Below are 13903 nucleotides of genomic sequence, written 5' to 3' on the forward strand. Positions count from 1 at the left end.
TATGAAATTAAGCAATCCAATTCCTGTAAAGCAACTGGCAGATCGATTTAATATGAAGTTAATCGGAAATCCGGATCAATTAATTTATGGGATCAATGAAATCCATAAAGTGATCTCGGGTGATTTGACTTTTGTTGATGTGGAGAAATATTATTCAAAATCGATTCACTCAGATGCAACGGTTATTTTAATTAATAAAGAAACGGATTGTCCCGATGGTAAAACTTTATTGATAACCCAAGAACCATTTGAGATTTACAATCAACTGGTTTTAGAACATAGACCTTTTATAATTCAAAATCATGCTATAGCTGAGACCGCCTATATTCATCCAACGGCTATCATTGAATCGCAGGTTGTTATTGGCCATCATGTAGTCATAGGTGCACACAGTCATATTCAAAGCAATGCAGTATTGGGTGAATACACAGTAATAGGCAACCATGTCACAATTCAATCTGGTGCGCTATTAGGTACAGATGCTTTTTACTTTAAGAAAACAGCTCAAGGATACCGCAAATGGAGATCTTGTGGTAGAGTCATTATTCACGATCAGGTAGATATTGGTGCTGGCTGTACAATAAATAAAGGAGTCTCAGGGGATACCATCATTGGAGAAGGAACCAAAATAGACTGTCAGGTTCATGTAGGACATGGTGTCGTTATCGGTAAACAATGCCTGATCGCTGCTCAGGTTGGAATTGCAGGTAAAACAAAAATAGGAAATCAAGTCACGATCTATGGTCAAGTTGGCATCGCACAAAATATTGAAATCGGTGACAAAGTAGTTTTATTGGCACGTTCAGGAGTTGGAAAGAATCTTGAAAGCGGTAAAACATATTTTGGCACTCCATGCGAAGAAGCTCGTAGCATGATGAGAGAAATGGCTACCGTTAAAAAATTAGTCGAAGAATATCAAAATAAAAAATAGCCTAACATCCTAACATCCCAACATCCCTCCAGCCCTCCAGCCCTTCAGCCCTTCAGCCCTCCAGTCCTCCCTACAGCCCTCCAGCCCTACATCCCTCCAGCCCTTCAGCCCTTCAGTCCTCCCTCCAGCCCTTCAGCCCTTCAGCCCTTCAGTCCTCCCTACAGCTCTCCAGCCCTACATCCCTCCAGCCCTTCAGCCCTTCAGTCCTCCCTCCAGCCCTCCAGCCCTTCAGCCCTCCAGACCTCCAGACCTCCAGACCTCCAGACCTCCAGACCTTCCCCCTTCCTTCAACTACATTTCCTTGCCACCAAATGACTTAGTTTTTCAATTAAAACAAAAAAGAAATAAGAAGCGATTACCACACAAGGAATCGCAAGTAATATCAGTTGGATGCGATTTTCATTGGGATAGGTTCTTAAACAAGCATCTATCATAGACCAACCAATCTGAAGATGTATTAAATAGAAGGAATACGATATTTTTCCAAGAAACTTAAGGGGTTGTATAGACAAGCTAAAAAACTTGATAAAAAATACGGCAAAAACAACTGCTGATAAATGATAGATGTCAAAACACCAATACGTTAAGATAAATAATAGGGTGATTGCAATCCAAAAATGTTTAGAAGTGATGGTTCCGATATGCGCATTAAAAAGGATAATGCCAAATGCAAAGTGACAACCGTAATACATTACCGTGTGATTCCATTCTAACCACCGACCGAGACAAAATACGAGCAATACAGAATAGCTGACCCATTTGTTTTTAAATAAAAGCAAGGGAAAAATCAAAGCCATTAATAAATAATATTGGATCTCAATGGCTAAACTCCAATAAATTCCTTTCATCCAGGCTTGATTTACAAAATCATTGATATGTAACAAATGATAGAAAAGATCTTTGAAATCAACGGTTATCACTTTGTCTTCATAATGTCTGAAAAAGGTAGAGAAATAGTCTATAATAAATATCAAAATAATACTACACCAATAGGGTGGCTCGATTCGGGCAAGTCTTTTTAACATGAATTTTCCGGATTGCCGTAAATCATAATGACTTTTGTACATGGTGTAGGGGATGACAAATCCTGAAATCACAAAAAAGATCTCGACCCCTAGATAGCCTCTGGAAAACAAATACCGGAAACTGCTTTCAAGTGGTAGAAAGCCTTCTGTAAAATGGTAGAGGCATACAAGCAATGCTACAATGCCCCTTAACATGTCAATAGAATCCAGATGCCTTTTATGCATAGAAGTCCTAAAGATAAAAGGGAAATTAATATGAGATCAAAGCTTATTTTTACGCAATGATGCTTTACCAGTTAAAACGATCTTTGTTTAAATGCATTTTCTTTATAGGTCTCTGTTATGTACGATTGTTGGGAGGGAAAGTAGATACGATTTCCATTCCAAGTGCAGCGATGAACAAATCCTTCAATGCCTTGGTTTTTCTTCCTTCCAATTATGAGCAGAGCAATAAATCGTATCCAGTGCTTTATTTATTGCACGGCCATAGCAGCGATCCTTCCAGTTGGTATTTTGTGATTCCTAAAATTCGTGAATGGGCAGATCGATATCAAATGATTTTGGTATGTCCGGACGGAGATTATGACAGTTGGTATCTGGATGGTCCAAATAAAACAGATCGTAAATTTGAAACCTATATTGCACTCGAAGTGCCGAAGTTTATCGATCAATGTTACAGAAGTCTAAAAGGCAGAGAATCCAGAGGAATTAGTGGAATCAGTATGGGCGGACACGGCGCTGTTTATTTGGCTCACAAACATCCCGATCAATTCAGTTGTATTGGAAGTAGCAGTGGAGGTCTGGATTTAATTCCTTTTTACAGAGAATGGAATTTATACAAGCTATTAGGCGATCCTATAAAAAACAGAACCCGCTGGGAGCAATCCAGTTGCTTATATCTTTTAAATCAACATGCTTTTAAAAATCAAAAACTGTATATAGATTGTGGAACAGAGGATTTTTTTTTGGAAGTCAATCGAACGTTTCATAAGAAATTAGAAGAATTACGCATCCTTCATCGCTACGTTGAAAGTAAAGGGGATCATAGCATTCCTTATTGGAGATCCGCATATGAAAAGCAAATCCTATTCTTTGATAAAAATTTGGCCAAAGGCAATTGATATTGAATTAACATAAGCAACAAATGAAGATTCCATATGCATAAGACAAAATCAAAGGCAAGATTATTATAGAAAAGCAAGAGAATAAATTTTGCTTTTTAAATTTTCAAATTCAAATAAATTATTTTTATTATATTGGGCTGATCTGAATTTATGGTTTTTTGAACATTATAATAATCAATTAAGGGATCGCCTGATTTAAAAAAATGGAAATGATTCGGTCATTGGCCAAAATGTGTAATGTAAAACTGAGTACATCTTACATTCATATGTTCAATTTTATCTTGAACAATGGCTATTCGTATTAAATTTGTGCATAAATTGACAAGCGGTATTTTGAAAAAAGTTTTAATCATAGACGACGAAGAAAAGTTAAAAACTTTATTAGCACGAATTATTAGTTTGGAAGGCTTTGAGGTTTTGCTAGCAGGTGATTGCAAATCAGCTTGGAAAAACTTAGAACAAAATGAAGTGGATGTGGTACTTTGCGATGTAAAACTTCCTGACGGCAATGGGGTTGAATTCTCAAAGAAGATTAAGGACGAATTTCCATTACTTGAAATCATTGTGTTGACAGCTTATGGTTCTATTTCTGATGGTGTGCAAGCCATTAAAAATGGGGCATTTGACTACATTACAAAAGGGGATGACAATAACAAAATCATTCCATTGTTATACAGGGCTATGGAAAAAGTGGTTTTAGCCAAACGAGTTCAGCTATTAGAAAAGCAATTAAGCAATAAATACTCATTTGACAAAATAATAGGCAAATCAAAGTCCATCCTAAAAGCCATCGAATTGGCTCATAAAGTGGCTGCAACCGACACCTCAGTTTTATTGACGGGTGAAACAGGGACCGGCAAAGATGTATTTGCACAGGCAATCCATCAGGAAAGCAACAGGTCTAAGTATAATTTTGTCGCTATCAATTGTTCTGCTTTTAGCAAGGATATATTGGAAAGTGAAATGTTTGGACATAAAGCAGGTTCTTTTACAGGAGCATCCAAGGACCAAAAAGGACTTTTCGAAGAAGCAAATAATGGAACTATCTTTTTAGATGAATTAGGTGAAATGGCTTTGGACTTGCAAACGAAATTATTGAGAGTTTTGGAATCTGGCGAATTCATTCGTGTAGGTGAAAACAAACCAATAAAAGTAAATGTTCGTATCATTGCAGCTACCAATAAAGATTTGCTAAAGGAGATCGAACAAGGTCATTTCAGGCAAGATTTGTTTTACCGCATTTCCGTTTTTCAAATTCATTTACCACCATTAAGAGAGCGGGTTGTTGACATAGAACCATTAGCTCTTGAGTTTTTAAACACATTTGCAATTAAAACCAATAAAAGAATTAAATCCGCTTCAAAAGACTATTTGGAAGCATTAAAGCAACATCAATGGAATGGAAATATTAGAGAATTGAAAAATGTAATTGAACGGAGTGTAATTCTTTCCAATGATGAATTGACAATCGATAGTTTGCCAATCGAACTTCAAAATTATTCTAAACCTGATAAAAACAATAAAACACTGTCTGCATTTGATTTGGCCAGTGCAGAAAAAATTCACATCCAAAAAGTGTTAAATTATACAAACGGCAATAAAACCGAAACTGCACGACTGCTGAATATTGCCACCACCACCCTTTACCGCAAGCTGGACGAGTACAAAATCGGTTAAAGTATAGCGAAACGCTATACCCAACCATTGCAAAATGCAACGGTTTTCCTTATCTGAATTTTAGCGTATACCTCTTAACGCATTATCTGCCAAGGGTTTCAATGTTTTACAGCACAATTGGAATGGCTGTTGCAATCCTTTAATGTAGAAAACAAGTAACACGATGACAAACAATAAAATTGATAAACATTGTCTTAATGCTTGTCTGACTATAAGTTAACTTTACAAAAATCAATAAAACCATGTTTACACTAATTCTAGTCACAGTCGGGCTGTTATGCTTCGGGCTGTTTTTTAAATCCATCAACTTCTTTGAAAAAATTTAAACCATGATAGCACTATTCATCGTCGCCATTTTCTTGTTCGGTTACATCGTTTATGTATTACTCAAACCAGAAAAATTCTAAACATGAGCAAAGAGAAAATAAAGCAAGTAATCGCTTTTATTCTCTGTGTGCTTTTTGCACTGTCCATGCTTTATATCGTTTACTGGAAAACCAAAATCCTATTCAAATTCTAAAACAGCAATTAAAATGAATACAGAAATTCTCGGAACAATCCTAATGTATGGCTTAGTGGTTCTATTTGCCATTCCGCTTGGCAGATACATCGGCAAAATTTTCAGCAATGAAGAAACATGGCTGGATAAAATATTCAATCCGCTTGATAAACTTTTTTTCAAACTCAGCGGCATTGACATTACCAAAGAAATGACATGGAAGCAACACTTAATCGCGTTGCTCACTATCAATGTTTTTTGGTTTCTCATTTCTATGTTCACGCTTACTAATATGAGTTGGCTGCCGCTCAATCCTGACAGCAACCCATCCATGTCTGCCGACCTTGCTTTCAATACTTCCGTGAGTTTTGTTACCAATACCAACCTGCAACACTATTCAGGCGAAAGCGGTTTGTCTTATTTGGGGCAACTCATTTTAATGCTTTGGCAATTCATCAGTGCTGCTTGCGGGATTGCTATTTGTGCCGTTGTATTTCTTTCAATGCGAGAACGGACAGCACCAACCCTTGGCAATTTCTATTTCTATTTCGTACGTTCTTCCACAAGAATTTTATTGCCCCTTGCTTTTGTAGTGGCTTTGCTTCTCGCTTTCAATGGCACACCCATGACTTTTGAGGGAAAAGATACGATCACCACCTTGCAAGGCGACACCGTTCAAGTAAGCAGAGGTCCGGTTGCTGCTTTTGTAGCTATCAAACAGTTAGGAACAAACGGTGGAGGTTTTTACGGACCCAATTCAGCGCATCCACTAGAGAACCCAAACTACTTCACAAACATCGTTGAAACCATTTCCATTCCTTTAATCCCTATTGCTATGGTTTTTGCAATGGGCTTTGTGTTGAAGCGCAGAAAATTGGCATGGACAATTTTCGGAGTAATGACTATCGGTTTCATGTTTTTAGTTATCCCTTCCATCTATTTTGAAATGCAAGGCAACCCAGCCATTTCCAATTTGGGCATCACACAAACTATGGGTAGTATGGAAGGAAAGGAAATCCGTTTCGGCTCTGCCGCCTCAGCCTATTGGGCAATCAACACTACTTGTACAAGCAACGGTTCTGTAAATGCCATGCACGACAGCATGACACCGCTCACAGGACTGTTCACACTTCTTGGAATGATGATAAACAGTTTTTACGGTGGCGTTGGAGTTGGCTTTCTCAATTTTTATGTGTTTATCATTCTTGCCGTTTTCATCAGTGGTTTGATGGTGGGAAGAACACCTGAGTTTCTTGGAAAGAAAATAGAAGCTAAAGAAATGAAGATTGCCATGTTGATTGCTTTGTTGCATCCGTTTCTGATTTTAACAGGTACAGCATTGGCAAGTTTTCTTTTCGCCAACAACCCCGAAGCATATTCAGCTTGGTTGGCAAATCCGGGTTTTCACGGCTTAAGTGAAATGCTTTACGAGTTCAGTTCTTCATCAGCCAACAATGGAAGCGGCTTTGAAGGACTTGGCGACAACACACCGTTTTGGAATATCGCATGCGGAATTGTGATGTTGCTTGCGCGTTATTTGCCCATCATTGGACCCGTTGCCATTGCAGGAATTTTAGCAAGCAAAAAATTCATTCCCGAAAGTAACGGAACACTCAAAACCGACACCGCCACTTTTGGTTTAATGGTGTTTGCAGTGATTGCGATTGTTGCAGCCCTTTCATTTTTTCCTGCACTCACCCTGGGACCGATTGCAGAATATTTCTCAATCTATTAAAATTCAGAACTCATGTCAATTGAAAAAAATACATCTTTGTTTCAGAAAGAATTGTTAAAAGAAGCATTGAAACAATCTTCCATCAAACTCAATCCGAAAACCATGTTCCGCAATCCGGTCATGTTTACCGTTTGGGTAGGAACTTTCATAATGCTTATTGTTTCTGTGTGGACTTTATTCGGTGCAAGCGGACAAGGTTCATTCGCTTACAATTTTATCGTGTTCAATGTGCTGTTGCTCACGTTGCTTTTTGCAAACTTTGCAGAAGCAATAGCAGAAGCAAGAGGAAAAGCACAAGCAGACAGTTTAAGAAAGACAAGAGAAGAAACGCCTGCTAAGAAAATTTCCGCTGTCGGAAAAATTCATTCGCACGAAGTGGAAATTATTCCTTCCTCACAGTTAAAAAAGGATGACCTATTTTATTGCGAAGCAGGCGACATCATTCCAACTGATGGAGAAATAATAGAGGGACTTGCCACCATTGACGAAAGTGCTATCACAGGCGAAAGCGCACCAGTTATTCGTGAAGCTGGTGGAGATAAAAGCTCGGTAACTGGTGGAACAAAAGTGCTGAGCGACAAAATTACTGTTTGCGTTACAACACAACCGGGCGAAAGTTTTTGGACAAAATGATTGCATTGGTTGAAGGCGCTTCGCGTCAAAAAACGCCCAACGAAATTGCGCTTACAATTCTATTGGCAGGGTTCACACTGGTATTCATTATCGTATGTGTAACGCTAAAACCGTTTGCTGACTATGCAAACACACCCATCACCATCGCAGCATTCATTTCACTTTTTGTTTGTTTAATTCCTACAACAATAGGAGGACTTCTTTCTGCAATTGGCATTGCGGGAATGGACAGGGCTTTGCGCGCCAATGTAATTACAAAGTCGGGCAAAGCTGTTGAAACCGCAGGTGATATTGATGTGTTGCTGTTGGACAAAACAGGAACTATCACCATAGGCAATCGTAAAGCGACAAATTTTTACCCCGCTCAGGGTGTAGATGAAAAACATTTCACCGAATGCGTTGTGCTTGGTTCTATGAGCGACAGTACACCCGAAGGAAAATCAATCATTGAGTTAGCTAAGGTAAATCCATTGAGTTTCAAAATTGAAAATCCACGCTTTATAAAATTTACTGCTGAAACAAGAAGTTCGGGTATTGATTTTGAAAACACTCGCATACGCAAAGGTGCAAGCGATGCAATCAGAAATTTTTGCGAGAAAGCAGGAAACCCTTTTCCAAGCGAAACCACTGAAATAGTAAACAGGATTTCAAGCAACGGAGGAACACCGCTTGTAGTTTCAGAAAACGAAAAAGTGATTGGCGTAATTGAATTACAGGACATCATTAAACCGGGTATTCAGGAACGCTTTGAACGGCTTCGTAAAATGGGAATTAAAACAGTGATGGTAACGGGAGACAATCCTTTGACCGCAAAATACATTGCCGAAAAAGCAGGGGTAGACGATTTTATTGCCGAAGCCAAACCCGAAGATAAAATGAATTACATTCGCAAAGAACAAGGCGAAGGGCGATTAGTTGCCATGATGGGTGACGGAACAAATGATGCACCTGCACTCGCGCAAGCCGATGTTGGAGTAGCTATGAACAGCGGAACGCAAGCCGCAAAAGAAGCAGGCAACATGGTTGACTTGGATAACGATCCCACTAAACTTATTGAAGTAGTAGAAATCGGAAAACAACTTTTAATGACACGAGGAACACTCACCACTTTTTCAATTGCAAACGATGTGGCAAAGTACTTTGCCATCGTTCCGGCTTTGTTTATTGCTTCAATTCCTGCCCTTCAAGGATTGAACATTATGAAGCTTCACTCACCCGAAAGTGCCATTCTTTCAGCAGTAATTTTTAACGCCATCATTATTCCATTGCTCATTCCGCTTGCATTAAAGGGCGTTACCTACAAACCTATCGGTGCAAGCGCATTGCTTCGTAGAAATCTTTTCATCTATGGTTTAGGCGGTGTCATTGTTCCTTTCATTGGCATAAAACTTATTGACCTTTTTGTTTCACTTTTCTTCTAAAAAATCAAATTAAAATGAAAGCAAATATTCTTCCAGCCATCAAACTCACACTAATATGTTTGGTATTCTTTAGCGGCATTTATACCTTGACCATTTTCGGTATTGCACAACTTGCACCCAACAAAGGCAAAGGCGAAATCATTTTGCACAACGGAAAAACATTTTACAGTAACATCGGGCAAAGTTTTACGGATGATAAATATTTCTCCTCACGCCCTTCGGCAGTTGCTTATAATGCAGCCGGGAGCGGAGGAAGCAATAAGGGTCCTTCCAATCCCGATTACCTTGCACAAGTGCAGGAGCGCATTGAAACATTTATAGTTCATAATCCCGGAATTGACAAATCAGAAATTCCCGCTGACTTGATAACCGCAAGCGGCAGCGGACTTGATCCGCACGTTTCCGTACAAGCCGCCACAGTGCAGGTAAAACGCATCGCTAAAATTCGCGGCATTTCCGAAGCCAACATTCATCAACTCATTATTTCCAACACCGAAAATCCTTTGCTCGGAATGTTCGGAACAGAACGTATCAATGTTCTCAAACTTAATATTTCTTTAGATAATCTTAAATAAACATCAATATGAAAACTTCTTCCAAAAACATCATTTCCTTTTTCATTCTCATCGTTCTCTTTTCAACTTTTAGTTTGCTGAAAGCACAAACAACTTTATCTGAAGCAGACCGCCGAGCCATTATTCTGCAGGTGAAAAATGAAGTGCTAGACAGTTTGAAGAACGAACCCACCAAACCAATCGGACAAATTTCAAAGGCACTTACCATCTCTGGCTACCTCGAAACTTATTACAGTTACGATTTTGCTAATCCCACAAACCATGTTCGCCAGCCCTTTGTTTATTCATACAACCGCCACAATGAATTCAATTTGAATTTGGGCAACATCAAATTGGCTTATGCAACCGATAATGTTCGCGCCAACATTGCACTTATGGCAGGAACATACAGCAACGATAACCTTTCAGCCGAACCTGGTGTGTTGAAAAACATCTTTGAAGCAAACACAGGTTTCAAAATTTCAAAAACGAAAAACTTGTGGATTGATGCAGGAATATTTGCATCACACATTGGCTTTGAAAGTGCCATTGGAAAAGATTGTTGGAACCTAACCCGAAGCATATTAGCCGATAATTCACCTTACTATGAAACTGGTGCAAGAATTTCTTATAATACAGACAACGGAAAATGGTTTGTAAGCGGTTTAATCTTGAACGGCTGGCAGCGTATTTACAGGCGCGATGGAAATAATTTTCCTGCCTTCGGACATCAACTCACTTTTAAACCCAATTCAAAAATTACGCTCAACAGCAGTTCCTTCATCGGCAGCGACATGCCCGACACCAATAGGCAGATGCGTTACTTCCATAATTTTTACGGACAGGTTCAGGTACATGAAAAATTCGGAATGATTATAGGCTTTGACATTGGTGCACAGCAGCAAAATAAAAATAACAGCACTTACAATACATGGTATTCTCCTGTTCTAATTCTGAAAGTTAGTCCTACTAATAAATTCAGCATGGCGGCAAGGGGCGAGTATTACAGCGATGCAAGCGGAGCAATAATTCCAACCGGAACTCCAAACAATTTTAAGATCTTTGGATATTCATTAAACTGTGACTATCTCATTCATAACAATTTTTTATGGCGTATAGAGGGAAGGGGATTTTCAAGCAAGGACAAAATATTTATACTAAACGATAAGCCAAGTAACAATAATTATTTTTTAACTACTTCATTTTCAGTTTCATTCTGATGGAAGAAACAAAAAAGTCAGCGGAAGAATTTCTTAACCTCATTAAAAAATCGAGGCGTGGAAAATTTAAAATCTACATCGGTATGAGTGCTGGTGTTGGTAAAACGTTCCGCATGTTGCAGGAAGCTCATGCGCTGATGCGCAACGGGATTGATGTAAAAATAGGATACATCGAAACCCATTTACGCAAAGAAACGCATGACTTGCTGGAGGGTCTTCCGGTTATTCCGCGAAGGAAACTATTTTACAAGGGAAAGGAATTGGAAGAGTTAGATGTGCAGGCAGTAATCAATCTTCGTCCGGAAGTAGTGATTATTGACGAACTTGCACACACAAATATTCAGGGTAGCAAGAACGAAAAACGCTGGCAAGATGTACTCGAAATTTTGGAGGCGGGAATAAATGTGATTAGTGCTGTAAACATTCAGCATATCGAAAGTTTGAACGATGAAGTTAAAGCTATTACGGGAATTGAAGTGACAGAACGCATACCTGACAAAGTGTTGGCTTTGGCTGATGATGTAGTAAATATTGATTTAACAGCCGGAGAACTCATCATCCGTTTGAAAGAAGGGAAAATTTATCAAGCGGAAAAAATTCAGGCAGCATTAATCAACTTCTTTAAGCCTGAACACATTTTGCAGTTGCGCGAATTGGCTTTGAAAGAAGTGGCTTCACAAGTGGAGCGCAAAGTGGATATTGAAGTGCCAAAGAATGTAGCGCTGCGCCACGAAAGATTTTTAGCATGCATCAGTAGCAATGAAAAAACTGCCAAAAAGGTTATTCGTAAAACCGCCCGTCTGGCAAATTATTATCACAGCAAGTGGTTTGTGTTATATGTTCAAACCCCAAATGAACGATCGGATAAAATTGCTTTGGACAAACAAAGGCATCTTATCAATAATTTTAAACTGGCCACAGAATTAGGTGCTGAAATAATTAAAGTTGAGAATAGCTCTCTTTCAAAAGCGATCATCGAACAAGCAAACGAACGAAAAATCACGACGATTTGTATTGGTAAACCACACTTAAATTTGTTCAAAATTATTTTGGCAACAAGCGTTTTTAATGAACTTCTTAAAAATCTTAGCTCAAATGATATTGATCTAGTAATTTTATCTTAAATGAGAATTAAAACAAAACTGACACTTGGTGTTGGGCTATTATTCTTTTTAATTATACTGCTAAGTCTTGTTGGGGCCAGGTATATTAATGATTTGAAAAATGATACCGAGAATATTTTAGTTGCTAACTACAATACATTAGAGTATAGCAGAAATATGTTGGTATCATTGGAAGACAGTTCGCTGAAGGCAATGCAAATTTTTGAAATTAACTTGATTCGTCAAGAGAATAACATTTCTGAAATTGGTGAAAAAGAAGCAACAGCTGACTTAAGATCCAAGTTTGAATCCTATAGGCAAAATTCATCCAACAGATTTGTTTCTGCTGAAATCAGAAAAAATATATTCAAATTAATGGATTTGAATATGCAAGCGATTCAAAGGAAAAGTGAGGTGGCCAAAGCAACCGCAGATAAAGCTGTTTTCTGGATTGCCATTAGTGGTACCATGTGCTTTTTAATTGCTTTCATTCTATTGGTTAATTTGCCAGCTAGCATTGCAAATCCTATTAGTGAATTAACGGAAAGTATTAAACAAATCGCCTCTAAAAACTATAAAAAGAGAGTGGACTTTGAAGGACATAGTGAATTTGGACAGCTTGCCAGCTCGTTTAATACCATGGCCCAGAAACTTGAAGAATACAACAATAGCAATGTTGCAAAATTGATGATTGAAAAATTGAGGGTTGAAACACTTATCAATAATATGCAAGATCCTGTAATAGGATTGGATGAAAATTTAACGGTAATCTTTGCGAATGAAGCAGCAATAAAAATCATTGGAATCAAGCAAGAAGAAATGATGGGTCATAATACCCAGGAATTAGCAATTAGAAATGACCTCATTCGAACCCTTCTTCAGGACTTAATGAATGGGGATAGCGAAAATGATACAAAATCCAAAACAATTAAAATTTATGCGGACAACAAAGAAGGTTATTTTGAATTAAAAATGCTACACATTTCAATTGTACTCACTGGCGAGGAATTAAAAAAACTCATTGGACATGTGATCATTCTGAGAAACATTACCGAATATAAGGAACTGGATTTTGCTAAAACAAATTTTATTGCAACCGTATCGCATGAATTTAAAACTCCAATTTCATCAATTAAAATGAGTTTACAGCTACTTGAAAAAGAGGAAATTGGAAATCTTAATACTGAGCAAAGAAATTTACTTGATAGCATTAAAGACGATGCAAGCCGACTTTTGAAGATTACCAGTGAATTGTTAAACATGACGCAGGTGGAAAGTGGAAACATACAGCTTTCAATCCTACCTGCAGATCCAAAGGAAATTTTAAGGTTTGCAATTCAGGCTACTCAAACACAAGCAGACCAAAAAAACATCAAGTTTGAAATTGAATGTCCTGCATCAATTTCCAAAGTTCAGGCTGATACTGAGAAAACGGTTTGGGTACTGACATATTTAATTTCAAATGCAATTCGATATTCCTATGAAAATGCGACCATTTACCTGATTTTAAAAGAGGTAAATAATATGATTGAAATTTCCGTTCGGGATACAGGACAAGGAATTGCCCCTCAATATATAGACAGAGTATTTGATCGTTATTTTAGGGTACCAGGTACAAAAAATGAAGGGACCGGACTGGGTCTTGCCATCAGTAAAGAATTCATGGAAGCACAAAACGGGAAAATAAAGGCCGAAAGTGAATTTGGAGCTGGAAGTACTTTTACCGTATCATTAAACTCCTTAACTTAAAATGATGTTTCAATTCTATATTAGAGAATAAAATCCATATTGTTTGATGGTATAGATGTTTGATCAAGCTTAATTTTCTTCAAGTACATTAATAAAATATATCAATATTTATTTAAGTAGCGTTTTATAAACCTATTTATAAATCTGACATCCACATTGTGTTTTTAAGCCCTTACCTACAGATTGCAGCATTTGGATAATAAAATAATGCAGTGAAATTAATCCTAAGAAA

The 13903-nt window shown here is 37.9% G+C and carries 10 protein-coding genes and 1 pseudogene; 10 read left to right on the top strand and 1 reads right to left on the bottom strand.

All coding sequences use genetic code 11. The features are described from left to right. Nucleotide 1: 1 nt before the first annotated feature. Complete coding sequence (locus IPK91_13750; protein ID MBK8298310.1) at nucleotides 2-931, top strand: UDP-3-O-(3-hydroxymyristoyl)glucosamine N-acyltransferase; 930 nt, start codon at nucleotides 2-4, stop codon at nucleotides 929-931. Nucleotides 932-1218: 287 nt separating this feature from the next. Here the strand turns inward: IPK91_13750 and IPK91_13755 are convergent, their stop codons facing one another. Further along, nucleotides 1219-2181: an acyltransferase gene (locus tag IPK91_13755; protein ID MBK8298311.1), complete on the bottom strand. Its 963-nt coding sequence runs from the start codon at nucleotides 2179-2181 to the stop codon at nucleotides 1219-1221. 56 nt (nucleotides 2182-2237) lie between these two features. On the opposite strand from IPK91_13755, the gene IPK91_13760 reads away from it, so the two are divergent. The 9 genes and pseudogenes from IPK91_13760 (at nucleotide 2238) to IPK91_13800 (ending at nucleotide 13671) form a co-directional block, all read left to right on the top strand. Then, nucleotides 2238-3077 carry a prolyl oligopeptidase family serine peptidase gene (locus IPK91_13760; GenBank protein ID MBK8298312.1) on the top strand — a complete coding sequence of 280 codons (840 nt, stop codon included), beginning with the start codon at nucleotides 2238-2240 and terminating at the stop codon, nucleotides 3075-3077. 336 nt (nucleotides 3078-3413) lie between these two features. After that, a complete protein-coding gene (locus IPK91_13765; protein MBK8298313.1) occupies nucleotides 3414-4757 on the top strand; it encodes a sigma-54-dependent Fis family transcriptional regulator in 1344 nt (447 codons plus the stop codon). 329 nt (nucleotides 4758-5086) lie between these two features. Then, nucleotides 5087-5164 (top strand): K(+)-transporting ATPase subunit F, encoded by a 78-nt coding sequence (gene kdpF, locus IPK91_13770; protein MBK8298314.1) that lies wholly within the window; start codon nucleotides 5087-5089, stop codon nucleotides 5162-5164. A 126-nt stretch (nucleotides 5165-5290) separates the two neighbouring features. Beyond that, nucleotides 5291-6991, top strand: coding sequence for a potassium-transporting ATPase subunit KdpA (gene kdpA / locus IPK91_13775; GenBank protein ID MBK8298315.1), 1701 nt, complete (start codon nucleotides 5291-5293; stop codon nucleotides 6989-6991). 12 nt (nucleotides 6992-7003) lie between these two features. After that, nucleotides 7004-9045, top strand: a pseudogene (gene kdpB, locus IPK91_13780) (potassium-transporting ATPase subunit KdpB). 14 nt (nucleotides 9046-9059) lie between these two features. Then, nucleotides 9060-9620, top strand: coding sequence for a K(+)-transporting ATPase subunit C (locus IPK91_13785; protein MBK8298316.1), 561 nt, complete (start codon nucleotides 9060-9062; stop codon nucleotides 9618-9620). 8 nt (nucleotides 9621-9628) lie between these two features. Beyond that, nucleotides 9629-10819, top strand: coding sequence for a porin (locus tag IPK91_13790; GenBank protein ID MBK8298317.1), 1191 nt, complete (start codon nucleotides 9629-9631; stop codon nucleotides 10817-10819). Then, nucleotides 10819-11943, top strand: coding sequence for a universal stress protein (locus IPK91_13795; protein MBK8298318.1), 1125 nt, complete (start codon nucleotides 10819-10821; stop codon nucleotides 11941-11943). The genes IPK91_13790 and IPK91_13795 overlap by 1 nt, the downstream gene beginning before the upstream one ends. Beyond that, nucleotides 11944-13671: a HAMP domain-containing protein gene (locus tag IPK91_13800; protein MBK8298319.1), complete on the top strand. Its 1728-nt coding sequence runs from the start codon at nucleotides 11944-11946 to the stop codon at nucleotides 13669-13671. The last annotated feature ends 232 nt before the right edge of the window (nucleotides 13672-13903 follow it).

This window comes from Saprospiraceae bacterium (genome assembly GCA_016712145.1).
Classification (GTDB): Bacteria; Bacteroidota; Bacteroidia; order Chitinophagales; family Saprospiraceae; genus Vicinibacter.